This window comes from Sphingomonas sp. UBA978, from assembly GCF_002292295.1.
In the GTDB taxonomy this organism is placed as follows: domain Bacteria; phylum Pseudomonadota; class Alphaproteobacteria; order Sphingomonadales; family Sphingomonadaceae; genus Sphingomonas.
In genome coordinates, this window is the sequence record NZ_DBBS01000018.1 from 112,886 (window position 1) to 138,951 (window position 26,066).

The following is a 26,066-nucleotide window of genomic DNA, read 5'->3' on the forward strand; positions in this document are numbered from 1 at the left end:
TGCTCGGACTGCCTTTATTATGTTCTTGTACGCATGTTTTTGGAGCGCCGGTAAGGTACGAATGGTTATTGATATGCATTGGTCGCATGGTTTAAGTTGATCACATTTTCCGTGACGACGGGCGCGCCGGTGGTTCTTTTTACCTTGATCCGATCGAGCCGCACGTTCCGCACCGGCATCTCGCGTTCGGCTTTGATGCTTGAGACGAATTTGGCCTGATTTACAGCCACATCGCTGACATACAGCCCTTCGATCGGCGTCAAGCGACGCACATAGGTCGGCAGCAGCGATTTCCACTGATAAAGCACATCGGTTTCGACGGCGAGCACGCCGCCTGCGATCGTCGTCGCGCTGACGTTGGTCATATGGATGTTCTTCACGAAACCACCGCGACGCTCGTTGGTCTTCACGAAGAGCAAATTGTTGATCGGGACCGCATGGTCGTCTGCCCCCTTCCCGCTTCCGATGAAGTGACAATCATCAACGAGGACGTTCTCGATGCCGGCCGACAGCTCGCTGCCAATGGCCATGAGCTGGTGCCCGTTGACGATGCGGCAGTTGCGCACGACGACGTTCCGGCAGGGCTTGGCCAGACGCCAGGCATCCATGTCACGGCCTGATTTCACGGAAATCGCGTCATCCCCCTGATCGAACTGGCAATCCTCGATCAGTATGTTTTCGCTCATCTCGGGATCGACACCGTCGTTGTTGTGCCCATGAGCCCGGATGCTGACGCGACGGATCACAACGTCCCGGCACATCAGCGGATGAAGCGTCCAGAACGGACTGCCATCGATCAAGATATCCTCGACCAGCACGTTGCGGCATCGATTGAACTGGATGAGATGCGGCCGCAGATTGTTGGCGCCCACCGCCATCTGGCGCTCGCGTACCGGCACGTTGCGATAGGCCATGTTGTAGAGCGCAACCAGCGCATCCATGTGCGGCTTGGGCCTGGCCGACCAGATTAGCCAGCGATCCAAGACCGGCTCCAGCCTCCCCTTGCCGGTGATCGCGATATTCTCGCACCCGAAAGCATAGATCAGGGGCGAGTAGTTGAAACACTCGATACCTTCCCACGACGTCTGCACCGTAGGCAGATAATCGGAAGGCTGGTCGGAGAAACGGAGTGTCGCGCCCTTGTCTAGGTGCAAGTTCACGTTGCTCTTCAGATGGATTTTTCCGGTTGGCCAGATGCCGGCCGGAACGACGACGATGCCGGATCCAGCTGCGTTCGCTGCGTCGATCGCCCGCCGGATCGCCGCATTCGTCGCTGCCCTGTCACCTTGCGACGCGCCAAAGTCGGTGATGAGGAATGTCCGGCTTGCCCTGAAATCCGGCACGGCGATGGTCGGCATATCGAAGGGTGCGGGTACGGTGACCCTTTGCATCGGCAACGACGCAGCACGGACATTCGCCCTCACATTGACGAGGGGAAGCCCACACGCGGTCAGGAGAAGTGAGCGGCGGTCTACCGAGATCGTCATCTGCTGCCCTGTGTCATGTGCGGGTCGATGACGACATGTCTGAACGAGTGGCGGATGTCGGGCAATGTTCGATGTTGGCATTCGCTCGCAGGAGCAGCGGTTTAGACCCGATCCGAAACCTTGTAACGGGTAACTTCGGAACAGATGCAATCGTTGGCGCTTGGGGTGGTGACCATTCCGGGAGCAATAATGATGACCGATACGACGCGCCGTACTTTCGTGACGGGGGCGACCATTACAGCCGGGGCTGTCGCCGTTACGGCGGCGAACGCCGCGACGCAGAGTGGTGGCGGCCCCGCTGCGACGACACCTGCGGCCGCGGCCTACCCCAAGCCCCCCTACCCCGTACAGCGCCAGCCTTGGCCCGGTCTCGCGTCCAAGATGACGCCGCGGCCAGACCACGGGGAAACGAGCTACAAGGGATCGGGCAAGCTCGCCGGCAAGAAGGCGCTGATCACCGGAGGAGACAGTGGCATCGGCCGCGCTGCGGCCATCGCATATGCGCGCGAGGGTGCGGATGTCGCCATCAACTACCTGCCCTCGGAAGAACCCGACGCGCGCGAAGTCATCGCGTTGATCCGGGCAGAGGAACGCAAGGCGGTTGCCATTCCCGGCGATCTGCGCGACGAGCGGTTTTGCCGCCGGCTGGTACAGCAAGCGAGCGAACAGCTTGGCGGCCTCGATATTCTAATCAACAACGCGGCCCGTCAGCAGACCCGTCCCGGTATCGCAGACATTTCGAGCCAGGATTTCGACGATACCATGAAGACCAACGTCTACGCGCCGTTCTGGCTGACGAGGGCGGCACTGGAACGCATGGGTGCCGGCGCCGTCATCGTCAACACATCCTCCGAACAGGCAGGCAATCCCTCGCCTGACATCGTCGACTATGCCCTCACCCGCGCAGCCGTGTTGAACTTCACCAAAAGCATGGCCAAGCAGCTCGCCAGCCGCGGTATCCGCGTGAACGCGGTCGCGCCGGGGCCGTTCTGGACCCCGCTGCAGGTCAGCGGCGGAGCGACGCCCGAGAAGTTGCGGAGCTTTGGTGGAGACTCGCCGATGGCACGAGCAGGCCAGCCAGCTGAAATCGCAGCGCTTTACGTTGCCGCAGCCGACCCATCCTTGAGCTATTCGACGGGCCAGATCTTCGGTTCGACGGGCGGAAACGGTCAACCGGCCTAGCCGAATGTGCCGCAACCCTTCCCGGTTGCGGCGCAAACCAACCGAACGCGGCGGCACCGGGCCGGAAGGCCATCACGTCCAGCGTCATGATGTCATTCGAGAGCCGCTAGGACATACTTCAGCGTTTCAGCGACAACCGGGCATAATAATACCCACCATATGCCCCGAATGGAGAGTTCGACCCGTAAATCGAGCTTCCGATCGTGTTCGGAACGGTATTCCGATCCGGATACGTATCAAAGATGTTGTAAGCGCCCACCGACACCCGGGCGGCGGGGGTCACGTCATAGCCGACCTCCACGTCGGTGATCCACTTTGCCCCGTAAAACTGGTCCGAGCTGGGCGTATTGTTCAGTGACGCCCATTTCCCATACCGCGTTTGCTTTACGTTGACGCCGATCTGGTCCAGATTCCAGTCGAGACCGAGGATCAGCTTGTCCTTCGGCGTACTGACCGTGAAATAGCCCTGCGTCTGACGGTCGAAGAGCGTAAGGCCCAGTCCGCCCAGCTGCGTCGGCGTGGGGGCGATGTTCCTGATGTCGGTGACATTGTGATTGTACCCGACCGTGGTGCGGAGCCGCCCAAGGCTCCCGAGAGGCAGATTGTACGCACCGACGATGTCGAGGCCGCGGGTGCGGGTGTCGATTGCATTGGTGAAGAAGCGCACATATTGATCGCCGGAGAACCCATTGGCGCGCAAGATCGCGCGCACACCTGCGCTGGAGAGCAGGCCGGTCAACGTGATGCGATCATCGATGTCGATCTGATAGGCATCCACCGTCACCGACAGGCCGGACAGCGGCGTCAGTGCGAAGCCGACGCTGTAATTGCGCGACTTTTCGGGCTTCAGCGGCTCCGCGCCGAGTGCGGCAGCGATCGGAGACCCGGTCCGGACGATCTTCGATTCGATCAGCTGGTACGCGCCGTTCACGAGGTTGAACTGGGTCGAGGTCTGGGCATAGGCCTGCTGTGCAAGACTGGGTGCCCGGAACCCGTTGGAGAAGGCGCCGCGCAGGTTCAGCCAATCCGCCACCTTGTAGCGCCCCGAGACTTTTCCGCTCCAGACGTCGCCCGAGCTGTCGTCATAGGTCTCGTATCGGACCGCCCCGGTCAGCAGGAAACGATCGGTGACATCGAGCGCGAGATCGACATAGCCCGCCCACACATTGCGCTTGATATCGGCCTCATCGCCGGGTGTGACGATGATCGCGCCCTGAGCACCGACCGCGCCCGGCTGACGGGCAAGTGGCGTACCCGCGGGGTACACATAGCCCCCATTTGTGTACGCTGCCGGATCGAGGGCTTTCGTGACATAGCTTTCGTACCGGTATTCCGCGCCGGCCGATACCTGCAGGTTCCGGTCACCGAAGACGGCATAGCCGCGCGTCAGGTCGAGATTGTTCGTCCACTGGTCGAATGCGGCGCTGAAGGTATCGAACGATGTCGGACTGCCGGCGCCGAGCGAGGCGTTGAGCGAATTGTCCGCTCCGCTGCGCGCATAGTCGCGGCCATAGGTGCTGCTGAGATCCAGTTTCCACCCACCGATCGAGCCACGCAGTCCGCCGGTGAACTGTCCATCCGTTTCATGCAGGGTGTAATAGGGCGTAAAGCCATCGGGATAGATCGCGATGACATTGCTCGTCGTGTTCGGCTTTCGCCCCGCCTGGCCGACGCGCGCTTCCCGATAGCCCAGGGTCGTGGTGACATAGGCTTCCACGTTGCCGAGATCGTATCTGCCGTTGAGAGCACCCTGGATCTGGCGGATCTGGGGCAAGCCGCCCTGATATGTCCGGCGATCCACGGTGGCTTCGCGCGGATCGGGCTGGCCGTTGACCGGAAAATAGAATATGCCGGTCACATCGGAATTGCGGACGGTCGCATTCTGGTATTTGCCGTCGATCGACACGGCCAGCGAACCGCGATCCCCCAGAGCGAAGCCCTGTGACAGTTGCGCACTGATCGTCTCGCCGTCGCTGCCGTTGACACCGTCACTATACCGCTGCCCGGTCTCGATGCTGGCGGTGCCGCCGGTCGTATTGGATTTCAGGATGATGTTGATGACGCCAGCGATCGCATCGGAACCGTATTGCGCGGCCGCGCCGTCCCGCAGCACTTCGATCCGCTCGATCGCGCCGACGGGGATCTGGTCGAGGTCGACCGGGTTGCCACCGGCGGACACATTGCCGGAATTCAGATTGATGAGCGCCGAATTGTGCCGTCGCTTGCCGTTCACCAGCACCAGAACATGCACGCCCGACAGGCCGCGGAGACCCGCAGGCCGGGCGACGCTGTCGAAGGACGAACTGCCGACCTGCTGCGCCTGAAAGGACGGCACGAGCTGCGTCAGCACATCCCTGAGCTGTTGGGAGCCTCCCAGCCTGGCGATGTCCTGCCCGCTGATGACGTCGATCGGCGTGGGGCTGGACGCAATCGTGCGCGGTTGCCCGCGCGAACCGGTCACGACGATGTCGCTGCCCTCACTTTCCTCCGGTTGGGACGGCGGCGCCTCGACCTGCTGTGCCTGAGCGGCCGTGGGTGAGAGCGAGGCGATGGAAAGGGCCAGAAGGCTGGATACGATATGCATGCGATCTCCGCTGGACGGCGTGATGTAGAAATGACGGGAAGCGGGTGGGGCCGTCAGCGAACGGTGTCGAACGGCGGAGCTTTGGTCAGCGGGCGTGCCTGATGTCGCGGCACAAGGATCTGACCGCCATCGACGAGCAGGATCCCGTCCCGGAATACCTTGTCGACCCTGCGCAGCGCCTCGATGTCCAGATCGGGTCGACCGTCGACCACGACGATATCGGCGAGTTTGCCCGAGGAGATGCTGCCGAGCCTGTCGTCCATGTCGAGGATCCGGGCATTGGTCAGCGTCGCCGCGCGAAGCGCTTCGGCGGCAGAATATCCGCCCCGGATGAACCATTGCAGCTCGGCGAGATAGACATTGGGTATCAGCTGGTTAGCGTCGCCGATCGTATCGGTGCCGACCCCCATGACGATCCCCGCCGCCTTCATTTTTCGGAAGACATCGAAATCCGCCTGCGCGGTCAGCGTGAATCGACGCGATGTCGATCCATAGAAGCCGCCTGCACGGTCCAGAACGTTCTGGTAGACCTGCAGCGTCGGCACCGCGGCGGTACGATGTTTCGCCATGGCGCGGATCGTCTCATCGGTCCGGGGCAAGGGATGCTCGATGATGTCGACGCCTGCGTCTACGGCGATCGCCGTGTAGACCGTCTCGCAGTCGCACGTCACCTTCAGGCCCAATCGGTGCGCTTCATCCACCGCCGCGGCAATCTCTTCGGGCGAAAAATGGCTCGCGACCTTGATGACGCTGGCGCCGCGCTTGAACGTCTCCCGTACCGCACTGCGCCAGGCATCGGCGCCATCGCGTTCCCAGGCGAAATCGGGGCCATGACTGGGCGAGACCGGCCGCTCCGTGGCATGGCCACCGGTTCCGGTGATGATATGACCGGCCGTGAACACACGCGGCGCCGGAATGCGGTTCGCTGCGCTCCAGTCGGCGAGAACATAGGGCGCATCGGAGACACCGTTCAGATCGCGAACCGACGTGATTCCCGCTTCGAGCATCCAACGCAGGTTCCTGACCCCTCGCAGGACGCCATCACCCTCGCTGGCCTGACGGTCGATCGGCGTGTCGCTGTCTGGGTACGTCAAATGTACGTGCAGATCGATCAGCCCCGGCAGGACCGTCTTGCCACCGACATCGATGACCCGGGCATCGGCGGGCCAATCGCGCCTGCCTGCGGGCCAGATCGCGCTGATCCTTTTACCCTCGATCACGACGGTGCCGGGGGTCGTTCGCGCCAGTTGTGCGTCGAAGACACGCGATGCGTTCGCCACCGTCGTCGACCGCGTCCTCGCCGAATTATACGATGCGCATACCCATCGCGGCGATGCTGCGGACGGCGCCGCGCGCCTTGGGGCTCCTGCCGACGCTGGGTCTGGCGGCCTGTGGTAGCGGCCGCGGTGTCGAACCGTTGAAGTTCTGGGCGATGAGCTACGAGGGCGACTATTCGCCGATGCTGATGCCCGCCTTCACGGCCGCGACGGGGATCGCGGTCGACGTTCAATCGCTTCCGGCGACGGCCAGCCACGAAAAGCTGCTGACCGCGCAGGCCGGCGGTGCGATGCCCGACGTGCTGATGCTGTACAATGGCTGGGTCCAGGAGTTCGCGACGATCGGCGCGATCGCCCCGATCCCGTCGCCTGCGCTGGTCGCCGACATGTTTCCCGGTGTGCTCGACGCGACCAGGGTTGGCGGCCGAGACTTTGCAGTGCCCTGGTCGGTCGCGCCGCAGGTTCAGTTCTACCGCCGCGACATTCTCGCCAGGGCGGGCTATGCCGAGCCCGCCGAAGATTGGGACGGTTGGCTCCGCATGGGTCGTGCGATCAAGCGACAGCGGCCTGACGACTTCGTGTTCTTGCTCCTGCTCAACTGGCCCGACATGCTGATGACGATGCTCGGCCAGACCGGTGCGGCGATGCTGCGCGACCACGATACGCGCGGCAACTTCCAGACGCCGGAGGCGCGCGCCGCATTCGCCTATTATGCCCGGATATTCGCCGAAGGGCTCGCGCCGAAAGCGCTCTCGACCGAGATCCAGGATCCCGTCGCGGCGTTTGCGCAGGGCTATTTTGCAATCTGGCCGACCGGCCCGACGACGTTGCTCGACCTGCATCGTCGCGCCGCCGAAATCCCTGCCGAGCGCTGGGGAACCGCACGGCTGGCGGGTCCCCACGGTGTCGGCGCGGTGTCGGGCCTGAGTACCAGCCTGTGCGTTTCCGCCTCAACGCCGCGTGCGGCCGACGCCTGGACGCTGGTTCGCCACCTCAGTTCGCCGGCGAGCGAACTCCGGTACCAGACCATGATCGGCAATCTTCCCGCCCGCCTTCGCGCCTGGTCGTCGCCGCAACTCCGCGCGCCCATACTGGCGCCGTTCAAGGAACAGATGCGCTTTCCCGCGGTCGCGCCGAGGGTCATCGAGTGGGAACGGATCAAAGTGGAAATCCAGTTCGCCGCCGAGCGCGTCGTGCGGGGCGTACAGACGATCCCGCAGGCACTTGCCGGGCTCGACACGCGCGTCGACCAGTTGCTGGCCAAACGTCGCGCGCTGGTCGAGGCCGGGACGCTCGCATGACGCGCCAGGAACGCGCCGCCTGGGTCTTCTCCGCGCCCGTCCTCGCGATCATCGCGCTCGTCTTCGTTCTGCCGACGACGCTCGCGATGGCATTGTCGGTCACGGATTACTCGATCTACGCGCTGGCCGACTGGGCGAACCTGCGCTTCGTCGGGCTGGGCAATTTCATCGATCTGTTCTCGACGCCGCTATTCTGGCGGGCGATGGGCAATACCGCGCTGTTCGCGGTGCTTGGCGTACCGATGGCGATCGGTGCGTCGTTGGCGGTCGCGCTGCTGCTGAACGATGCGACCGTGCGGTGGAAGCCGCTGTGGCGCGTGCTGTTGTTCGCACCCTACGTCACCAGTATCGTCGCGACCGCCGTGGTATGGCGATTTCTGTTCAACGAGCGCTCTGGCCTCATCAACCGCGCGCTGGCAACGGTCGGGGCAGCGCCGATCGATTGGCTCGGCAACCCGCATACATCGATCCCGGCGATCCTGATCTTCGTCACCTGGAAGATCTTCGGCTATAACATGATCGTCTTGACCGCCGCCCTGTCTGTGGTCCCGCAGGACCTGATGGAGGCCGCGCGGCTCGACGGCGCCGGGCGCTGGACCCGCTTTCGCCATGTCACCCTCCCCGCGATCGGCCCGACCCTGCTGCTCGCCGCGGTGATGAGCGTCGCAGGCTTCCTGCAGATCTTCGCCGAGCCCTATGTGATGACGCTCGGCGGCCCGGCGCAGAGCACCACGACGATCCTGTATTTCATGTTCGACGAAGGCTTCAAATGGTGGAATCTGGGGCAGGCGAGCGCGGTCGCATTCGTCTTGTTCCTGATGATCCTTGCGCTGACGATGGTCCAGACGCGGATCGGAAGGCGCTACGAATGGCTTTGAAGCCTCGCACGGTCCTTGCGAACATGGCAGTCGTGCTCCTGACGGGGCTGACCATCGCGCCCCTGGTCTACATGGTGATCGTGTCGTTCATGCCGCGTGGGGAATCGAGCAACCTCCCGACGCCGCTCTGGCCATCGCGCTGGTCGCTGGAGAATTATCACGAACTGCTCGTCCGACGGCTGATCGATGGCGCGTGGTTCGACTACCGGATCGTCCCCGCGCTGTTCAACAGCGTCGCGATCGCGGCCATCTCGACGGTCCTGGGCCTGCTGCTGACGGTGCCGGCGGGCTATGCCTTCGCCAAGCTTCGGTTCCGCGGACGCGAACGGCTGCTGAAGATCCTGATCGCATCGCTCGTCGTGCCGGGCCAGGTCGCGATGCTGCCACTGTTCCTGATCTTCAAGCAGTTGGGGATCGTCAACAGCTATGCCGGCGTGATCCTGCCGAGCCTTGCTGGCATCTTCGCGATCCTGTTCGTGCGCCAGGCGACGCTGGCGATTCCCGACGAGATGATCGACGCGGCGCGGATCGACGGCGCGAGCGAAGCGCGGATTTTCGTCACGATCGTGCTGCCCCTCCTGTCACCGATCGTGGTCACGCTGGCGCTGTTCATGTTCCTCGGCTCGTGGAACGACTTTCTCTGGCCGCTGATCGTGCTGGCCGACCAGCACCTCTACACGCTGCCGGTGGCGGTCGCGGCGATCGCGCGGGAGCATTCGGCGGACGGCGAGCTGATGATGGCAGCGGCGGTGGTGACGACACTGCCCGTGCTGCTGCTCTTCCTCGCGATGCAGCGCTATTACCTGACCGGCCTGCTCGGCGGCAGCGTAAAGGGGTAGGCGCGGCCATCGGCGGCGAACACATGCGCATTCTCTGGCGCGACGCCGACACGCAGCGTTTCGCCAAGCGTTGCCGATCGGTCGCCCGGCAGCTGCGCCACGATCGTATCGATCGCACCGCGCGCGCCGAGATGGGCAAACGAGAGCGGCCCGAGCCGTTCGAACAGCTCGATCGCGCCCAGGAACGACCCTGCGTCATCGACGTGCAGATGTTCGGGACGAACGCCGAGCGTCACCGCCGCACCGACCTTATCCTGAGGAACGATCGCGCCGGTCCGGACCATCTCGCCCCCCGCCAGCCTGACCATCGTACCGTCATCGTCGACCGACAAGATCGTCGCGGTAAGCAGGTTCATCCCCGGCGAGCCGATCGCCGCTGCGACGGCAAGACTGGCGGGCCGCCGATACACCTCGATCGGTGGCCCGACCTGCTCGACCCGCCCCTCGCTCATCACGACAATACGGTTGGCAAGCGTCATCGCCTCGAGCTGGTCGTGCGTGACATAGATCATCGTCGCGCCGAGCTGTTGATGCAGCCGGGCGAACTCGTGCCGCATCCGCGCGCGTAGATTGGAGTCGAGGTTCGACAATGGCTCATCGAGTAACAATACCCTCGGCCGTCGCACCACCGCACGGGCGATCGAGACGCGCTGGCGCTGGCCGCCGGACAGCGCGCGCGGGCGGCGGTCCAGCAGTTCGGACAGGTCCAGCATCGCCGCCACCTCGGCGACACGTTTGGCAATCTCGCGCTTGGCGACCTTCGCGACCTTCAATGGAAACGCGATGTTTTCCGCGACCGTCAGATGCGGGTAGAGTGCATAAGACTGGAACACCATCGCCAGCCCGCGATCCGACGGCGCCGCATCTGTCACGTCGCGCCCGTCGATCATGACCCGGCCCGTGCTCGGTACCTCAAGTCCGGCGATCATACGTAGCAGCGTGGATTTGCCGCACCCCGACGGTCCGACGAGAACCACGAACTCGCCGTCAGCGATTGCCAGATCCGTCGGCTGCAGTACCGTCGTGTCGCTGAAACGCTTGGAAAGTCCTCTGATTTCGACGCTCGCCACCGCGTGTCCTTTTGCCTAAACCCTTTGGGTAGCGGCAGACACGACTGCGGGCAAAGGCATCGTTTCCGCAGCTCTCGCATCCTTGTGATGACCAGCCCCAGTTCCGGCCATTCGCGGCCTGTTTTGGTTCCCGCCTTCTGCCATCCGTTCATGTTAGCGGCGGAGAATGTGCTGAGTCCCGGCCCTACCCGCTGCCTCGCCAGATTTCCCCGAACGGATGCAGACGGTGCGGAAACTTTTCTGTGATTGAGAGGGTGCTGTAAGTCTAACGCGAACCGCTCTCCACATGATGCACTGGGGTCTTTGACGCTGACAGCTTAGCTGGCGAGGATCTGCCACTCAGCCAGTGCGGCTGAGCGTCGTTCTTTGTACGTCCGTCGGTCGGTAAGATGGCGTTCTAGGCTGAAATGGTTGTGAACGTTGGCATGGACGGATGCGAACTTTTGCAGCGTCTTCATCTGCCTGAGCCTGAGCATCGCCTGCTCTCGTCGTCGGAAGGGCAGATGCGAGTTCTCCACCCGGTTATTCGCCCAACGACCTATCTCTTGGCGTTCGGCGTTGCCGAGCTCGTTCATCGCAGCACGGTAGCTGCGCAGACCATCGGTAGTGATTGTCTCAGGCGGGCCGTGGCGCTTCAGCGCCCTCTTCATAAAGGTGATTGCGGCCGCCTTGTCGTGGGACTTGGTAACGTAGCTTTCCAGCACCTCGCCTTTGTGATCTACCGCTCGCCACAGGTAGACCATCTCGCCGTTCAGCTTCATGTACATTTCGTCCAAGTGCCAGCGCCGGTGGCGAAAGTCACGCGTGTGGCCAATCCGCTTGCGGTGGACCTCGCCTGCAAACATCGGCCCGAACCTGTTCCACCACATCCGTACCGTCTCGTGACAGATGTCGATGCCGCGCTCGAACAACAGGTCTTCCACGTTCCGCAGCGACAGCGGAAAGCGGACGTGCATCAGCGCCACCAGCCGGATCATCTCAGGTGATGAGTTGAAATAGCGGAAGGGCGATAAAAGTTTGCGAGGACGTGGCATGACACCGCTCTACCCTGCCCTGATTATTAGCCAGTGCACTACGACTGACAGAGCCATCAAGAACTTTTTATCCCTTTCCCACTCCCATCTGCTGCAACATCGTCACGGCAAACGCATGTAAGAAACCGGCATAGTATGGATAGATGCTCCGCCGCTTCTCTGCGACGGATATCTTCGTGATGGTCAGAGTGGCGATAGGCACCGGTCGGCGATAGGGGAGCCATCACGCGAAAATCGAGGGCCAGGATAATAGGCGTTGATCAGCCGCGGTGAGATTGATGGCTAATATGTTGGGCGCGCGATGATCGCAGATGACTTCCGACATAAAACTCAAAGGCTTAGAAAAGCCAGTGGCGGAGCGGGAGGGATTCGAACCCTCGATACGCTTTTGGCGTATACTCACTTTCCAGGCGAGCGCCTTCGACCACTCGGCCACCGCTCCGCATGTCCTGGAAGTGGGGCGCCTAGCCTGTCCGCGGGCGCGCCGCAAGTGATTGCGCATGGCGGGCGGATCGGCCAGCCTGACGGCGCTATGCTGAGCCTGATTCTCCTTGCCGCCGCGCCACTGGTGCAGACTGCCCCGGCGCCCGTGCCGAGTGACCCGATCGAGGCCGACTGGCGGGCGATTCCCGACGACGAGTTGCTGGTCGTTACGCTGGCCAGCGGGCGGCAGGTGGTGATCCGGCTCGCCGCGGCGATGGCGCCGCAGCATGTCGGCAATATCCGCACGCTCGCGCGCAGCCGCTGGTGGGACGACGCCAGCGTCTATCGCGTGCAGGAGAATTGGGTCGCGCAATGGGGCGACGCGAGCGAGAAGAAGCCGCTGCCCGCCGGCGTTACCGACCGGCCGGCCGCGGAGTTCGAGATCGCCGCGTTCCGGCCGGCGGTGCGGATGGGCAAGGCGGACAGCTATTCGACCGCGTCGGGGATCACCGCCGATGGCTGGCCGGTGGCGACGAACGGCACGCAGGCGTGGCTGACGCATTGCTACGGCATGGTCGGCGTCGCGCGCGATGCCCTGCCGAGCACCGGATCGGGCGCGGAGCTGTTCACGCCGATCGGCCAGTCGGCGCGGCGGCTGGACCGCAACTATACCGTCGTCGGCCGAATCGTGGAGGGCATGTCCTATCTGTCCGCCCTGCCCCGCAGCGAAGCTGCGATGGGCGTCTACGCGACGCCCGGCGAGCGGACCGGGATCGTATCGGTGCGTCTGGCGAGCGACCTGCCCGCCGGCGAACGGCCGCACTTCCAGTATCGCGCGGCGGACAATCCGCGCTTCGCCGCGGCCGTCGCGCGGCGCGAGCGTCCGGAGGCACCGACGATCGGCCTCGGCGGCGCCGCGATGTGCGACGTGCTGCCCGCGGTCAGGCGAGCGCCGTAAGCGTCAGCGTGCCGCGACCCAGGTCGCGACCTCGCCCGCCACGCGGTTGGCGGCCTGGCTGAGTGCCGTCCCCGCATTGGCGGCATCGATCGCCGACACCGGCACCCGCGCCTCGAACCGGCGCTTCTCCACCGTCTCGGCACCGGCCCGGGTCAGCGCCGCGTCATAGGTCACCACCGCCTCGCGCGTCGTCGCGTCGAGGCCGAACCGGCGCAACTCGCCGGCCAGCGTTGCGCTGGGGTCGCTGATCGACTGGACGGTCGAGAGCACCACCATGTTGCTGCGCGCCGACACCGTGTCCGACAGCAACCGCGCGAACAAACGGGCGGGCGGCTCGCTCCATTGCGCATCCTCGACATAGGCGATCGTCGTCGGCGTCGCCTGCACCGGCACGCGCGCGCCGGCGATCGAGGTCGGCGTCGACGGCACCTGGATCGTGATCGAGCGCGCCTTGGCGGAATTCTGCTCGGCGCCGACCGCGGGACCCGACGTCGTCTCGAGCGTCAGCAGCGAGGGCGGCGGCTTGGCGCCGAAGCTGATGCAGCCGGCGAGCGGCAGCGCCGCAACAGCGAGGAGGAGAAGCCTGGTCTTCATGATCTCACTTGCCCTTGTAGTCGGGGAGCTTCTGCTGGCCGATCAGCGAGCTGGCACCGCCCTGATCGACCTTGTCGGCGATCGACGACAGCGCGGTCGCGGTGACGCGCAGGTCGCGGACCAGCCGGTTCGCCTCCGGGATCGTCTGCTTCGAGAAGGTCTGCAGGCCCGGCCGCGCATCCTGGATCGCCGCGTTGAGCGTCTCGGTGCTCTGCTGCGCCGAAGCGATCGTCTTGTTGAGGCTTTGCAGCGTCGGCTTGACGTCCTCGGCGAGCACGCCGTTGGTCGTGTCGGCGAGCTTGCCGATCGACTGCGCCGCGTCGCCCGCCTGCTGGATCGCGATGCGGGTCTGCGCCAGCGTCGCGGCGATTTCCGGCCCGCGATCGGCGAGTGCATCGGTCAGGCGATTGGTGTTGTCGAGGATGCCCGCGATCGACGCCTGGTTGCGGTCGGTCAGCAGGCCGGTCAGCCGCTCGGTCAACGTCGACAGGCGCTCGAGCAGCTGCGGCGCACTGTTCAGGATCGCGCCGATGCCGCCCTGTTTGGTCGGGATCACCGGCACGCCATAGGGGCATTGCGTTGCATCCGGCTGTTCGGGACAGGCGATCGGCGGCGCACCCTTGCGCGCGCCGTCCAGCGCGACGGTGCTGGTGCCCGTGAAGCTGCCGAGGATCGTCGCGGTCGTACCCTGCAGGATCGGCGTTTCGTCTTTCACCGTCACCCGCACGCGGACGAACTGGGGATCGGGCTTCCACAGGGCGATCGTCTTCACCTGTCCGGTCGGTACGCCCGAATAGGTGACCGTCGACCCCACAGCGACGCCATCGACGGACTGTTTGAAGAAGATGTCATATTCGCGTTCGCTCGCGCCGCCGAGGCGGGCGATCCAGACGGTGAAGATCGCCAGCACGGCGAGCAGGATCAGCACGACGGCGCCGACGATCACATGGTTGGAACGGGTTTCCATCAGTCGCTACTCGCCTTTTCGGCCGGTTCGGTCGTCGCCGCGGCCGGACTTGCCGCGATCTGCTGTGTCTTCACGTCGGTCGGATGCGCTGCGGCATGCGCGTCCTTGGTGGCGACGGCGGCGCGGCCGCGCGGTCCCCGGAAATATTCCTGGATCCACGGGTGGTCGAGCGCCAGAAGCTCGTCGATCGTGCCGACCGCGATCACCTTCTTGTCCGCCAGCACCGCCACCCGGTCGCAGATCGCATAGAGCGTATCGAGATCGTGGGTGATGAGGAAGACGGTGAGGCCCAATGTCTTCTGAAGCGATTTCGTCAGATCGTCGAACGCCGCGGCACCGATCGGGTCGAGCCCGGCGGTCGGTTCGTCGAGGAACAGCAGTTCGGGATCGAGCGCCAGTGCGCGGGCGAGGCCGGCGCGCTTCTTCATGCCACCCGACAGCTCGGCGGGAAATTTCGGCCCGGCGTCGGGCGCGAGGCCGGTCATCACGACCTTGTACGCCGCGATCTCCGCCATCAGCGCCGGGTTCATGTCGCCATAGAATTCGCGCAACGGCACCTCAACGTTCTCGGCGACGGTCAGCGTCGAGAACAGGGCGCCGCCCTGGAACAGCACGCCCCAGCGTTTTCGGATGTCGGTCGCCTCGGTTTCCTCGCGTCCGATCGTCGGTTCGCCGAAGACGGTGATCTCGCCCGCGACCGGGGTCTGCAGACCGATGATCGAGCGCATCAGCACCGATTTGCCGGTGCCCGAGCCCCCGACCACGCCAAGGATCTCGCCCCGCCGTACGTCGAGGTCGAGATTGTCGTGGATGACCGCCTCGCCAAAGGCGTTCTTCAGGCCGCGGACCTGGATGATATGTTCGTCGGCGTCGTGATCGGTGGCGGAAGCGGGCATCAGTTCCACCCCACCCAAGTGAAGAAGACGGCGAAGAAGGCGTCGAGGACGATCACGAGGAAGATCGCCTGCACCACCGCCGACGTGGTGCGCAGGCCGACCTGCTCCGCGTCCGATTCGACCAGCATGCCCTGGAAGCAGCCGGCGATCGCGATGATCGCGCCGAACACCGGCGCCTTGATGAGGCCGATGTACAGATCGGTGATCGGCACGACCTCGCGGATGCGCTGGATGAAGGTGACCGGCGGGATATCGAGCGAGACCCAGCACAACAGGCCGCCACCGATGATCGCGATCAGCGACGCATAGAAGCCGAGCAGCGGCATGAGCAGCACCGCCGCGATCGTCCGCGGCAACACCAGCGCCTCCATCGGCGACACGCCGATGGTGCGCATCGCATCGATTTCCTCGGTCAGCTTCATCGTGCCGAGCTGCGCGGCAAAGGCGGAGCCGGACCGGCCGGCGACCATGATCGCCGTCATCAGGACGCCGAGTTCGCGCAGGGTGAGGCGACCGATGAGGTTGATCGTGAACACCTCCGCGCCGAACTGGCGGAGCTGCACCGCGCCCTGTTGGGCGATGACGATGCCGATCAGGAAGCTCATCAGCCCGACGATGGCCAGCGCCTGGACGCCGACCACCTCGAACCGGTGGACGGTCGCGTTGAAGCGGAAGCGGCTGGGATGGCGGACGATATTGACGAAGGCGATCGTCGTCGCGCCCATGAAGCCGAGCAGGCCGTACAGGGTGCGCAGGCTGATGACGACCGCATCGCCGATCTCGCCGAGCAGGCGGCTGAACGCGTTGGACGAACGATCGGGCAAGGCGACCGGCTGGTCGGCGGCGACGACCGAATCGAGCAGGAAGCGCCCATCCTCGTCCAGCCCGTCGATCGGCGCGTCATGCCGGCTGGCGAGCCGGTGGACGACCCAGGCGCCGACGGTGTCGATCCGGCCGACGCCGCTGAGGTCGATCCGCTCGACCGGGCCGGGCAGAGAATCGAGACGATCCGGCAGCTTGCCGAGCGTCCGCAACAGCAGGTCACCGGAAAAGCGAAGGGTTCCGCCGCTGTCCTGCTCGAATTCGGCTGTGGCGCTCATCAGGGTCGCTTCTGCGGCAAGTCGGCGGGGACGGCAAGGCGTTTAACATACGCGACGGTCCGATTCTTCGCCGTCCGTCGCATCATAACAGGACGTCCACCGTGTGGATGACGAGGCCGACGAGGCCGCCGACCAGCGTACCGTTGATGCGGATATATTGCAGGTCGCGGCCGACGGCATTCTCCAGCCGCGACGTGATGGTGCGCGCGTCCCAGCCCCGGACCGTCTCCGACACCAGCCGGACGATGCCGTCGCCGTAATCCGCCGCGACGCCGACGATCGCGCGGCGGACGAAGCGGTTGATCGTGCGTGCCAGCCGCGGGTCCTGCGTCAGCGTGCCGCCGAGCTGGCGCAGGATGTCGCCCAATTGCCCGGCCATCGCGCCTTCGGGATCGCGCGCGATCGCGAGCAATGCGGCGCGCGCCGATTCCCACAGGCCGTCGAGCCAGCGCTGCATCGCCGGATTGGCGATCAGTTCGACCTTCATCGCCTCGACCCGGGCACGGGTGACGGGATCGAACTGCAGGTCCCAGGCGAGGCGATCGAGCCCCTCTTCCGCCTTCAGCCGCAGCGGGTGCTGCGGATCGTCGGCCATGTCGGCGATCAGCTTGTCGAGGCCCGCGATCAGCTTGTCCGCCACCGTCTCGTCGAGCCCGGTCCAGCGCAGGATCGACCCGGCGCGGTCGTGGACCATCTGGCGGATGAGATGTTCGTTGGCGGACAGCGCCTTGGCGCCCCAGCGGATCGCACCGTCGAGCAGCGGCGCGTGGCGCTGCTCGGCGAGCGCGGCCTGCATGACCCGGCCGAGGATCGGCGAAACGTCCGTCTCGCGCAGCCGCGCGGCGATCCCCGCCTTGACCATGCCGCCGAGCCGCTGCGGATCGAGGCCGTCGAGCACCTGCGCGACCAGCTTCGAGGCGCCCTGACGGAAGCGGCCCCCTGCCCCCTCGGCCGGATCGGTCAGCCAGCGCGCGATCGCGCTGGCGACGTCGACGCGGCGCATGCGGCGGCTAATGACCGCAGGCTGGAGGAAGTTGGTGCGCAGGAATTGCGCCAGCGTGTCGCCGATCCGGTCCTTGTTGCGCGGCACGATCGCGGTGTGCGGGATCGGCAGGCCGAGCGGATGGCGGAACAGCGCGGTGACCGCGAACCAGTCGGCGAGGCCGCCGACCATCGCCGCCTCGCTGAATGCCTGGACGAAGCCGACCCAGGGATACACTGGCGCGAAATGACGGCTGGCGAGGAACACCGCCGCCATCGCCAGCAACAGGCCCCCCGCGATCAACCGCATCCGCACGAGGGCGGGCGGGGCCGCCTCGGTGGCGTTGCTGCGGGGAATGGGGGTCATCGGTGAAACAATCCCCGAACCGCGGGAATGTTCAAGAGGGATCGGCGGGAGATCGCCGCCCCGCCCCCTTCGTCATCCCCGCCCGCGCGGGAATGACGATATTGGAGCGACCGGAATATCCCCGATACGCCGTCACTCCGCCGGCTGTTCGCCCTCGTGACCAAGGCGGCCGGCGGGGACCGGGCCGATTGTCGGGATGTGCGGGCCGGCGATGCCGACCACGGTGCTGCCGTCGTCGCCGGGGCGATAGGTGAGCAGGCGCCGGCCGAGCCGCGGCCCGACATAGCGTTCGATCCCGACCGCAAGACTGAATGCCGCCGGCACGATCACCAGCGTCAGCAAAGTCGACAGGATCAGCCCGCCGATCACGACGATTCCCATCGGCGCGCGCCAAGACCCGTCGCCGCCGAGGGACAGCGCCGTCGGGATCATGCCGGCGACCATGGCGACGGTGGTCATCACGATCGGCTGTGCGCGCTTGTGGCCGGCATCGATGATCGCGGTGAGCGAATCGACGCCCTTGTTCATCTCCTCCAGCGCGAAGTCGATCAACAGGATCGAATTCTTCGCGACGATGCCGAGCAGCATCAGCAGGCCGATGAACACCGGCAGCGACAGCGGATTGCCCGTCGCCCAGAGCGCGATCAGCCCGCCCAGCGGCGCGAGCAGCAGCGAGGCCATGTTGACGAACGGCGGCAGCGCGCGGCGATAGAGCAGCACCAGTACCGCGAAGACGAGGAAGGTGCCGGAGACGACCGCGACGACGAAGTTGGTCAGCATCTCCTGCTGCCACTTCGCCTGCCCCAGCGTCAGCCGGTTTACGCCGAGCGGCAGGTTCTTCATGATCGGCAGATTGTCGATCTGCTTCTGCGCGATGCCGGAGACGATGCCGGGCGCGAGATCGGCGCCGACCGCGATGCGGCGCTGCTGGTTGACGCGGTCGATCTGCGTCGGGCCGGAACCGAGGCTGATGTCGGCGATCAGCGACAGCGGCACCGAACCGCCGGACTGGGTCGCGACCGGCAGGTTCTGGATCGTCGACAGCTCGGTCCGCGCGCCCTGGTCGAGCGCGACGCGGATCGGCACCTGACGGTCGGAGAGCGAGAAGCGTGCCGAATTCTGGTCGATGTCGCCCAGCGTCGCGATGCGGATCGCGCTGGACAGCGCCTGCGTCGTCACGCCGAGGTTGGCGGCGAGGTCGAAGCGCGGACGGATCACGATCTCGGGCCGCTGGAGGTTGCCCGAGATGCGCGGCTGGCTGAGCGTCGGCAGCGTCGCCATCTGATCGACCAGCGTGCTCGCGGTCTTCTGCAACAGGTCGGGATCGTCGCCGCCGAGCACGATCGTCATGTCGCGGCCCGACGAACCCCAGCCGAACTGCGAGCGGAAGCCGACGCGGGCATCGGCGATCCGGGCGAGTTCGGGCGCAAGGTTGCGTTCGAATTCGGTGCTGGTGACTTTGCGGTCGTCGCGCAGCGTCGCGGTGACGCGGCCGGTGTTGACGCCCTGCCCGCCGCCCGTGCGGGCATAGACCGACGACACCTCGGGCTGGCGGCGCAGCAGGTCGGCGACGCGGGTGACGACCGCATCGGTCTGGGCCAGCGTGGTGCCGGGGACCATCTCGATCGTCGCGGTCGAATCGTCGTTGTTCTGCGGCGGCTGGAACTGCATCGGCACCGCGCCGAACATCAGGATGGTGGCGACGAAGGTCAGGACGCCGAGGCCCATGATCCAGACGCGGTGATCGCGCCAGCGGCTGGTGACGCGGTGGTAGCCGCCGCGCGCCGCGCTCGCCTTCTGCTTCGCGCTGTCCAGCGTCCAGCGCAGCACCGCCATATAGGCGTCCATCGCGCGCCCCTCGCCATGGCTGGCGTGGCCGAAGCTCTTGAGGAAATAGGCGGCGATCATCGGCGTGATGAGCCGCGCGACGGCGAGGCTCATCAGCACCGACACGACGACGGTGAGGCCGAAATTCTGGAAATACTGGCCCGAGATGCCCGGCATCAGGCTGACCGGCATGAACACCGCGACGATCGACATGGTGGTGGCGAGCACGGCGAGGCCGATCTCGTCCGCGGCGTCGATCGACGCCTGATAGGCGGATTTGCCCATCCGCATGTGCCGGACGATATTCTCGATCTCGACGATCGCGTCGTCGACCAGCACGCCGGCGACGAGGCTGAGGCCGAGCAGCGTCATCTGGTTGAGATTGAACCCGAGCAATTCCATGAACCAGAAGGTCGGGATCGCCGACAGCGGGATCGCCAGCGCCGAGATCATCGTCGCGCGCCAGTCGCGCAGGAACAGCAGCACGACGAGCACCGCGAGCACGGCGCCCTCGATCATTGCGTGGATCGCCGATTCGTATTGCGCCTCGGTGTATTTGACGCTGTTCGAGCGGAGCACGAAATGGACGCCCGGATTGCGCTTCTCCAGCGCCTCCAGCTTCTTGACCGCCTCGTTGAAGACGCTGACGTCGGAGGCACCCTTGGCACGCTGGAAGTCGAAGCTGATCGCCTGACGCCCGTCGACCGCGGCGCGGCTGCGCTGTTCGGCATAGAGATCGCGGACGGTGGCGATGTCGCCGAGCCGGACCGTGCGGCCGCCGCCCACGTTGATGAGCGTCTGGGCCAGCTGGTTGGCGTTCCGGGCGTTGCCGAGCACGCGCACCGACTGTTCGGAGCCGGCGATCTCGGCCCGGCCGCCTGCCGCGTTGAGGTTGATCTGGCGCAGCTGCTGGTTGACCTGGCTCGCGGTCAGGCCCTGGCTTTGCAGCTTGAGCGGATCGAGGATGACGCGGATCTCGCGGCTGACGCCGCCGTTGCGGTTGACCGCGGCCATGCCGGAAACCGACAGCAATTCCTTGGCGACGGTGTTGTCGATGTACCAGCTGAGCTGTTCGACGGTCATGTCGCTGGCGATCGCCGAATAGCTGGCGAGATCCTGATCGGTCGTGTCGGCGCGGAAGATCTGCGGTTCGAGGATGCCTTCGGGCAGATCGCTGCGGATCTGCGCGATCTTGTCGCGGGTGTCGTTGACGGCGCGGTCGATCGGCGTGCCGATGGCGAGCTGGACGACGGTAGTCGACGAGCCTTCGGTGACGGTCGAGGTGATCTCGTCGATGCCTTGCAGCGAGCGGACCGCGGATTCGACGCGGTTGGTGACCTGGTTCTCCAGCTCGGTCGGCGCGGCGCCGGGCTGGCTGATGACGACGATCACGACCGGAAAATCGATGTCCGGATCGTTGTTCACGTCCATCCGCATGAAGCTGACGATGCCCGCCAGCGTCAGCGCGAAGAACAGGACGAGCGGCGGGACCGGGTTGCGGATCGCCCAGGCGGAGATGTTGCGAAAGCTCATGTCAGCTCGCCTTCTGTGCGATCGGCTTCACCTTCTGCCCCGGCGCGAGGAACCCGCCCGCGGAGCGGACGACGCGTTCGGTGCCATCGAGGCCGGACAGCACGGTGACACCCGCATCCGAGACCTGGCCGATCCGGATGTTGCGGCGCGCGACCTTGTCGTCCTTGTCGATGATATAGACGAAGCTGCCCTTTTCGTCGCTCTGCAACGCGCTGTCGGGGAGCAGCGGCGCGACCGCGGCACCACCGACGATCGTCGCCGAGGCGAAGCCGCCGGGCCGCAACGCGGGATCGTAGCGGAGCGCGACGCGGGCGATACCCTGGCGCGTCTGCGGATCGATGATCGGCGACACCTGCCACACCTCGCCCGCGAAGGTGCGGTCGCTGCCGACCGGCGTCACCTGCGCGCGCGCGCCGGTGTGGAGCGAGGCGAGATCGGCCTCGGACAGCTGCGCGCGCATCTCGATCTGGCCGCCCTGCGCCATGCGGAACAGCACGCCAGAGCCGGAACTGACGATCTGGCCCGGTTCGGCGCCGCGGGTGAGGACGAGGCCGGCGGCGGGCGCGCGGATATCGAGCCGGCCGGTGCGGGCATTGGCCTCGCGCAGCGACGCGGCGGCGACCTGCACGCGCGCGGCGGCGGCGTCGCGGGTCGCGGCCTTGCGCTGCAGGTCGGCCTTGGAGATGAAGCCGCGGTCGACCAGCTGCTGGGCGCGGTCGAGCTCGGCCTGCGCGATCGACTGGTCGGAGCGGGCGACGGCGACCTGCGCGGCGAGCGACTGCGCGGTCTGCGTCTGCACGGAGCGGTCGACGGTGGCGAGGACCTGTCCCGCATTGACCCATTGGCCGGGTTCGACGAGCACGCGGGTAATCATCCCGCCCTCGCCCGCGACGCCGACCGGCATCTCGCGCCGCGCCGCCAGCGTGCCGGTCGCCGACAGCGTGCGGTCGACGGTCTTGCGGCCGGGCACGACGACGGTGACGCTGGGCATCTGTTCGGTCTTGGTGCCGGCGGCGGGATCCGCCTTCTTGCGGCCGAACATCGCCCAGGCGGCGATCGCCAGCAGCACGACGACGACCAGCGCGATGACGATTGTGCGGCCGCGGCCCGACGGCGCGGGTTCGCCCGGCAATGCCAGCCGTTCCTCGTGCCCGATCGAACCCTGATAGTCGTTCATGCCTGTCCCATCCCCGTCCGGCCACATGGCCATCGCATATCGCAGCTGTGTTATCTGAATATATCACTGCGCTCAAGCCCCCGCTGGCACAGCCGTTGCCGCCATGCCCGAAAGCGGTATCCTCCGCAACGATTCCGGCCGTTCAGCAACGGTTGACCAAGGTCCCGCCATGATAGCGGCATCGCAACGACGCGACGGGAGAATCTCGAGTGAAGTATCTGACAGCATTGGCAGCGGTGATGATTCCCGCCGGCGCCCTGGCGCAGGCGGTGCCGACCACGGTCGAGCCGCTCGTGCCGGCGCAGGGAACGGTGCTGGACGTCAGTACCGAAGGGCGGACGACGCGCGTGCCGGACGTGGCGACGATCCGCGCCGGAGTGGTGTCGCAGGCGCCGACCGCGGCCGCCGCGCTCGCCGACAATGCGCAGCGGATGACGCGGGTGATCGCGGCGCTGAAGCGCGCCGGCGTCGCGCCGCGCGATCTCGCCACGTCCAACGTCGGGCTGAGCCCGCAATATCGCTATACCGAGGGGCAGGCGCCGGCGATCACCGGCTATCAGGCGACCAACACGGTCAGCATCCGCTTCCGCGAGGTCGCGAAGGCGGGCGGCGTGCTCGATGCGCTGGTGGCGCAGGGCGCGAACCAGATCGACGGCCCCAATCTGTCGATCGACAAGCCCGAGGCGGCGCTGGACGAGGCGCGGACCGATGCGGTGAAGAAGGCGCGGGCGCGCGCCGATCTCTATGCCGCGGCGGCGGGGTTGAAGGTGGTGCGGGTGATCTCGATCGCCGAAACCGGGCAGGATGCCGGCGCACCGGGGCCGCAGCCGGTGTTCCTGGCGCGGGCGATGGCGTCGGATGCCAAGACCGAGATCGCACCGGGCGAGAAGGACGTGACCGTCACCCTCTCGGTCCGGTTCCTGCTACAATAACGACGCGCACGAAAAAGGCCGCCCGGGTGCCGGGCGGCCTTTCCTCTTTCGCGTGACGAAGCGAAAGCGCGTGCTTTAGCGGACGCTGCCGCGACGCACGAGATTGACGATCGCCAGCAGGATCACCGCACCGAGCAGCGACACCAGGAACGACGTCACGTTGAGCGGCGCGTTGTTGATCGAGCCGCCCGAGATCACCAGGCCACCGATGAACGCGCCGACGATGCCGACGACGATGTTCAGGAAGATGCCCTGCTGGGCATCGGTGCGCATGATGATGCTAGCCAGCCAACCGATGACACCGCCGATGATAAGCCAAAGAATGATACCCATAAATCCCTCCGTTTACGCCCGGCGTGGGCTCTGTCGGAAAGACTCACGAGGCCGGATAAATGTTCCGCACGCGTTTCGTTTTGCGACGTACCGTGTTCGCGCCCCTCAATATTTCTGCTGGCGCTCGTAGAGCGACTTGTAATGCTGGATACGGGTGACCCGCAGCCCGGGCATGCCCGACCGGTCGATCGCGCGCTGCCAGCCGGCGAATTCCTCGACCGTCAGGCCATAGCGCGCGCAGACCTCGTCCACCGTCAGCAGTCCGCCGTTGACCGCCGCCACGACCTCCGCCTTGCGGCGCACTACCCAGCGCGTCGTCGACGGCGGCGGCAGCGAATCCAAAGTCAGCGATTCGCCCAGGGGACCGATGACTTTGGCAGGACGGATTTTCTGGTTCTCGATCATGTTACAACCTCGATCGGGGCGGGGGCCCCCTCTCAAAACGCGATACTGTTGCCTTAGCGGGCGGTCTTGAAGATCGCCTGAAACGCCACGGTAAACGGCCCGTTCACTCTTGCGGCGCCGCGCCGGGCGGGGGCGGATCGCCGGTCCGCCGGCCGTCCACGCGCCATTGCGCCAGCGATGCCGCCGTCGGGCCGTTGAAGGCACCGTCGAGCGGTTGCAGCAAGCGGGACGGATGGCCGATCCGGCCGAACCGTGCCTGTGCGACGGCGGTCGGAGACGCCGTCTGCCGTGCTGCGATCCCGACCATGAGCACCGCCAGGTCGCCCGGAAGCTGGGTGACTTCCGTGTTCCTGTCGAAGCCGGGGAAGCTGAGATCCAACGCTGATACACTCGTGTTACTCGTTCGGGAGTAGCGGCTTAGGGGACAGGCGATGAAGGCGGGGTAAAGCCCGTGAAAAGAATATGTGAACCTTCCTTACTTTGCGGTTCCCGGCGGGAGGGGGTATGGGACCGCTATGGACGATATGGACTTCCAGCTGCCCGGCGATCCCGCCGCGAGGCGGATCGTGGTGGCGATGTCGGGCGGCGTCGACAGTTCGGTGGTGGCCGCGCTGGCGGCGCGGACCGGCGCCGAGACGATCGGCGTGACGCTGCAATTGTACGACCATGGCGAGGCGACCGGCCGCGCGGGCAGCTGCTGTGCGGGGCGCGACATCCGCGACGCGCGCGCGGTCTGCGACCGGCTGGGGATCGCGCATTACGTCTTCGACCACGAAACGCGGTTCCGGGAGACGGTGGTCGACACCTTCGCCGACGAATATCTGGCAGGCCGCACGCCGATCCCCTGCGTCCAGTGCAACACCGGGCCGAAGTTCACCGACCTGCTCAGCCTCGCCCGCGACCTCGGCGCCGATTGCCTCGCGACCGGTCACTACGTGCAGCGGGTGATCGGACCGGCCGGTGCGGAGCTGCACCGCGGTGCCGATCCGGCGCGCGACCAGAGCTATTTCCTGTTCGCGACGACGCAGGCGCAGGTGGACTATCTCCGCTTCCCGCTCGGCGGCCTGCCCAAGGCGCGGGTGCGCGAGATCGCCGCGGAGATGGGCCTCGCCGTCGCCGGCAAGCCCGACAGCCAGGACATCTGCTTCGTCCCCGATGGCGACTATGCCGGGTTGGTGCGCAAGCTGCGCCCGGAGGCGGACACCGCGGGCGATATCGTCGACCTGTCCGGGGCCAAGCTCGGCACGCATCGCGGCATCATCCACTTCACCGTCGGCCAGCGCCGCGGGCTGGAGATCGGCGGCACGCCCGAGCCCCTGTACGTGGTGCGCGTCGACGCGGCGGCGCGTCAGGTCGTGGTCGGCCCGCGCGCGGCGCTGGCGGTGGGGGCGGCGCGGATCACCGGGCTCAACTGGATCGGCGGCGACCATGCCGGGCCGATCACCGCGAAGGTGCGCTCGATGGCGAAGCCGGTGCCGGCGCTACTGGACGGCGACCGCCTGCTGTTCGACGCGCCCGAATATGGCGTCGCGCCCGGCCAGGCGGCGGTGCTCTATGCCGGCAGCCGCGTGCTCGGCGGCGGCTGGATCGCGGCGACGGAGGCGGCCGAGGTCGCCGAGGCGGCATGACCGTCTCGATCGAGGCACTGCGGCTGGAGATGGAAGCCGCCGCGGCCGCGCTCGATTTCGAAACCGCCGGTCGGCTGCGCGACCGCATCAGCCTGCTCCGCAGCGGCGGCGCGGACGTCGATCCGTCGGGGCTGGAGCGGCAGCAACCGGGCGCGATGGGTCTGGGCACCAGCCAGTCGCGCGTGATCCCGCCGGCAGGCTGGGTGAAACCGGCGAAGCCCGATCCGATGACGAAACGCCGCGGGCGTTAGGCGGCGGGGGGTATGCCCCACTCCCAACCTCCATTCGTCATC

23 protein-coding genes and 1 tRNA gene are annotated in these 26,066 nt (G+C 66.0%); 8 read left to right on the top strand and 16 right to left on the bottom strand.

The window, feature by feature from the left end; translation table 11 throughout:
- Positions 1-65: 65 nt before the first annotated feature.
- On the bottom strand, positions 66-1,487 hold the full coding sequence (locus B2515_RS10335) for a glycoside hydrolase family 28 protein (protein WP_293876132.1): 1,422 nt from the start codon (positions 1,485-1,487) through the stop codon (positions 66-68).
- A gap of 192 nt (positions 1,488-1,679) precedes the next feature.
- Here B2515_RS10335 and B2515_RS10340 point away from each other — a divergent pair, with 192 nt between their 5' ends.
- Complete coding sequence (locus B2515_RS10340) at positions 1,680-2,669, top strand: SDR family oxidoreductase (RefSeq protein ID WP_293876133.1); 990 nt, start codon at positions 1,680-1,682, stop codon at positions 2,667-2,669.
- A gap of 118 nt (positions 2,670-2,787) precedes the next feature.
- Here B2515_RS10340 and B2515_RS10345 read toward each other — a convergent pair whose 3' ends face one another.
- On the bottom strand, positions 2,788-5,253 hold the full coding sequence (locus B2515_RS10345; protein WP_293876134.1) for a TonB-dependent receptor plug domain-containing protein: 2,466 nt from the start codon (positions 5,251-5,253) through the stop codon (positions 2,788-2,790).
- Between the two features lie 53 nt (positions 5,254-5,306).
- Positions 5,307-6,533, bottom strand: coding sequence for an amidohydrolase family protein (locus B2515_RS10350; RefSeq protein WP_293876135.1), 1,227 nt, complete (start codon positions 6,531-6,533; stop codon positions 5,307-5,309).
- A 32-nt stretch (positions 6,534-6,565) separates the two neighbouring features.
- Here B2515_RS10350 and B2515_RS10355 point away from each other — a divergent pair, with 32 nt between their 5' ends.
- Genes B2515_RS10355 through B2515_RS10365 form a run of 3 tightly spaced genes read left to right on the top strand, consistent with a single transcriptional unit; the run spans position 6,566 to position 9,548 of the window.
- Positions 6,566-7,831: an extracellular solute-binding protein gene (locus B2515_RS10355; RefSeq protein WP_293876136.1), complete on the top strand. Its 1,266-nt coding sequence runs from the start codon at positions 6,566-6,568 to the stop codon at positions 7,829-7,831.
- Positions 7,828-8,709, top strand: coding sequence for a carbohydrate ABC transporter permease (locus tag B2515_RS10360; RefSeq protein ID WP_293876137.1), 882 nt, complete (start codon positions 7,828-7,830; stop codon positions 8,707-8,709). The genes B2515_RS10355 and B2515_RS10360 overlap by 4 nt, the downstream gene beginning before the upstream one ends.
- A gap of 23 nt (positions 8,710-8,732) precedes the next feature.
- A complete protein-coding gene (locus B2515_RS10365) occupies positions 8,733-9,548 on the top strand; it encodes a carbohydrate ABC transporter permease (protein ID WP_293876138.1) in 816 nt (271 codons plus the stop codon).
- On the opposite strand, the gene B2515_RS10370 is transcribed toward B2515_RS10365, so the two are convergent.
- The 3 genes from B2515_RS10370 to B2515_RS10380 all read right to left on the bottom strand — a co-directional run bounded on the left by B2515_RS10370 (position 9,509) and on the right by B2515_RS10380 (position 12,094).
- Complete coding sequence (locus tag B2515_RS10370) at positions 9,509-10,618, bottom strand: ABC transporter ATP-binding protein (RefSeq protein ID WP_293876139.1); 1,110 nt, start codon at positions 10,616-10,618, stop codon at positions 9,509-9,511. The two genes, B2515_RS10365 and B2515_RS10370, sit on opposite strands and share 40 nt — an antisense overlap.
- 317 nt (positions 10,619-10,935) lie before the next feature.
- The gene (locus tag B2515_RS10375; protein ID WP_293876140.1) at positions 10,936-11,652 is read right to left on the bottom strand and encodes an IS6 family transposase; all 717 of its coding nucleotides are present in this window, start codon (positions 11,650-11,652) and stop codon (positions 10,936-10,938) included.
- A 351-nt stretch (positions 11,653-12,003) separates the two neighbouring features.
- Positions 12,004-12,094: transfer RNA gene (locus tag B2515_RS10380), tRNA-Ser, on the bottom strand.
- 90 nt (positions 12,095-12,184) lie between these two features.
- On the opposite strand from B2515_RS10380, the gene B2515_RS10385 reads away from it, so the two are divergent.
- Positions 12,185-13,033, top strand: coding sequence for a peptidylprolyl isomerase (locus B2515_RS10385; RefSeq protein WP_293876141.1), 849 nt, complete (start codon positions 12,185-12,187; stop codon positions 13,031-13,033).
- Between the two features lie 3 nt (positions 13,034-13,036).
- Here B2515_RS10385 and B2515_RS10390 read toward each other — a convergent pair whose 3' ends face one another.
- The 7 genes from B2515_RS10390 to B2515_RS10420 all read right to left on the bottom strand — a co-directional run bounded on the left by B2515_RS10390 (position 13,037) and on the right by B2515_RS10420 (position 22,475).
- Positions 13,037-13,627, bottom strand: coding sequence for an ABC-type transport auxiliary lipoprotein family protein (locus tag B2515_RS10390; RefSeq protein WP_293876142.1), 591 nt, complete (start codon positions 13,625-13,627; stop codon positions 13,037-13,039).
- Positions 13,628-13,631: 4 nt separating this feature from the next.
- Positions 13,632-14,594, bottom strand: coding sequence for an MlaD family protein (locus B2515_RS10395; protein ID WP_293876143.1), 963 nt, complete (start codon positions 14,592-14,594; stop codon positions 13,632-13,634).
- Positions 14,594-15,490, bottom strand: a complete 897-nt coding sequence (locus B2515_RS10400; RefSeq protein ID WP_293876144.1) for an ABC transporter ATP-binding protein — start codon at positions 15,488-15,490, stop codon at positions 14,594-14,596. Before B2515_RS10400 ends, B2515_RS10395 begins: the two co-directional genes overlap by 1 nt.
- Complete coding sequence (locus B2515_RS10405) at positions 15,490-16,590, bottom strand: ABC transporter permease (protein ID WP_293876145.1); 1,101 nt, start codon at positions 16,588-16,590, stop codon at positions 15,490-15,492. Before B2515_RS10405 ends, B2515_RS10400 begins: the two co-directional genes overlap by 1 nt.
- An 82-nt stretch (positions 16,591-16,672) precedes the next feature.
- Complete coding sequence (locus B2515_RS10410) at positions 16,673-17,881, bottom strand: DUF445 domain-containing protein (protein WP_293876376.1); 1,209 nt, start codon at positions 17,879-17,881, stop codon at positions 16,673-16,675.
- Between the two features lie 189 nt (positions 17,882-18,070).
- A complete protein-coding gene (locus B2515_RS10415; protein ID WP_293876146.1) occupies positions 18,071-21,298 on the bottom strand; it encodes an efflux RND transporter permease subunit in 3,228 nt (1,075 codons plus the stop codon).
- Between the two features lies 1 nt (position 21,299).
- The gene (locus tag B2515_RS10420) at positions 21,300-22,475 is read right to left on the bottom strand and encodes an efflux RND transporter periplasmic adaptor subunit (protein WP_293876147.1); all 1,176 of its coding nucleotides are present in this window, start codon (positions 22,473-22,475) and stop codon (positions 21,300-21,302) included.
- Positions 22,476-22,684: 209 nt separating this feature from the next.
- Between B2515_RS10420 and B2515_RS10425 the strand changes: the two genes are divergently transcribed.
- A complete protein-coding gene (locus B2515_RS10425; RefSeq protein ID WP_414711386.1) occupies positions 22,685-23,407 on the top strand; it encodes an SIMPL domain-containing protein in 723 nt (240 codons plus the stop codon).
- A gap of 75 nt (positions 23,408-23,482) precedes the next feature.
- On the opposite strand, the gene B2515_RS10430 is transcribed toward B2515_RS10425, so the two are convergent.
- From B2515_RS10430 to B2515_RS10440, 3 genes are all read right to left on the bottom strand, one after another.
- Entirely contained in the window at positions 23,483-23,740 is a 258-nt protein-coding gene (locus tag B2515_RS10430) for a GlsB/YeaQ/YmgE family stress response membrane protein (RefSeq protein WP_163957784.1), read from the bottom strand.
- Positions 23,741-23,845: 105 nt separating this feature from the next.
- Complete coding sequence (locus B2515_RS10435; RefSeq protein WP_140872437.1) at positions 23,846-24,145, bottom strand: DUF1153 domain-containing protein; 300 nt, start codon at positions 24,143-24,145, stop codon at positions 23,846-23,848.
- Between the two features lie 103 nt (positions 24,146-24,248).
- Positions 24,249-24,524 (bottom strand): hypothetical protein, encoded by a 276-nt coding sequence (locus B2515_RS10440; RefSeq protein ID WP_293876148.1) that lies wholly within the window; start codon positions 24,522-24,524, stop codon positions 24,249-24,251.
- A gap of 136 nt (positions 24,525-24,660) precedes the next feature.
- Here B2515_RS10440 and mnmA point away from each other — a divergent pair, with 136 nt between their 5' ends.
- The gene (gene mnmA, locus B2515_RS10445) at positions 24,661-25,773 is read left to right on the top strand and encodes a tRNA 2-thiouridine(34) synthase MnmA (protein ID WP_293876149.1); all 1,113 of its coding nucleotides are present in this window, start codon (positions 24,661-24,663) and stop codon (positions 25,771-25,773) included.
- Positions 25,770-26,024 (top strand): UvrB/UvrC motif-containing protein, encoded by a 255-nt coding sequence (locus B2515_RS10450; RefSeq protein ID WP_293876150.1) that lies wholly within the window; start codon positions 25,770-25,772, stop codon positions 26,022-26,024. The genes mnmA and B2515_RS10450 overlap by 4 nt, the downstream gene beginning before the upstream one ends.
- Positions 26,025-26,066: the final 42 nt, after the last annotated feature.

Coding starts and splice junctions, on each gene's coding strand:
- B2515_RS10335 (WP_293876132.1), bottom strand. CDS start 1,487: ATGACGATCTCGGTAGACCGCCGCTCACTTCTCCTGACCGCGTGTGGG.
- B2515_RS10340 (WP_293876133.1), top strand. CDS start 1,680: ATGACCGATACGACGCGCCGTACTTTCGTGACGGGGGCGACCATTACA.
- B2515_RS10345 (WP_293876134.1), bottom strand. CDS start 5,253: ATGCATATCGTATCCAGCCTTCTGGCCCTTTCCATCGCCTCGCTCTCA.
- B2515_RS10355 (WP_293876136.1), top strand. CDS start 6,566: ATGCGCATACCCATCGCGGCGATGCTGCGGACGGCGCCGCGCGCCTTG.
- B2515_RS10360 (WP_293876137.1), top strand. CDS start 7,828: ATGACGCGCCAGGAACGCGCCGCCTGGGTCTTCTCCGCGCCCGTCCTC.
- B2515_RS10365 (WP_293876138.1), top strand. CDS start 8,733: ATGGCAGTCGTGCTCCTGACGGGGCTGACCATCGCGCCCCTGGTCTAC.
- B2515_RS10375 (WP_293876140.1), bottom strand. CDS start 11,652: ATGCCACGTCCTCGCAAACTTTTATCGCCCTTCCGCTATTTCAACTCA.
- B2515_RS10385 (WP_293876141.1), top strand. CDS start 12,185: ATGCTGAGCCTGATTCTCCTTGCCGCCGCGCCACTGGTGCAGACTGCC.
- B2515_RS10390 (WP_293876142.1), bottom strand. CDS start 13,627: ATGAAGACCAGGCTTCTCCTCCTCGCTGTTGCGGCGCTGCCGCTCGCC.
- B2515_RS10395 (WP_293876143.1), bottom strand. CDS start 14,594: ATGGAAACCCGTTCCAACCATGTGATCGTCGGCGCCGTCGTGCTGATC.
- B2515_RS10400 (WP_293876144.1), bottom strand. CDS start 15,490: ATGCCCGCTTCCGCCACCGATCACGACGCCGACGAACATATCATCCAG.
- B2515_RS10405 (WP_293876145.1), bottom strand. CDS start 16,590: ATGAGCGCCACAGCCGAATTCGAGCAGGACAGCGGCGGAACCCTTCGC.
- B2515_RS10410 (WP_293876376.1), bottom strand. CDS start 17,881: ATGCGGTTGATCGCGGGGGGCCTGTTGCTGGCGATGGCGGCGGTGTTC.
- B2515_RS10415 (WP_293876146.1), bottom strand. CDS start 21,298: ATGAGCTTTCGCAACATCTCCGCCTGGGCGATCCGCAACCCGGTCCCG.
- B2515_RS10420 (WP_293876147.1), bottom strand. CDS start 22,475: ATGAACGACTATCAGGGTTCGATCGGGCACGAGGAACGGCTGGCATTG.
- B2515_RS10430 (WP_163957784.1), bottom strand. CDS start 23,740: ATGGGTATCATTCTTTGGCTTATCATCGGCGGTGTCATCGGTTGGCTG.
- B2515_RS10435 (WP_140872437.1), bottom strand. CDS start 24,145: ATGATCGAGAACCAGAAAATCCGTCCTGCCAAAGTCATCGGTCCCCTG.
- mnmA (WP_293876149.1), top strand. CDS start 24,661: ATGGACGATATGGACTTCCAGCTGCCCGGCGATCCCGCCGCGAGGCGG.
- B2515_RS10450 (WP_293876150.1), top strand. CDS start 25,770: ATGACCGTCTCGATCGAGGCACTGCGGCTGGAGATGGAAGCCGCCGCG.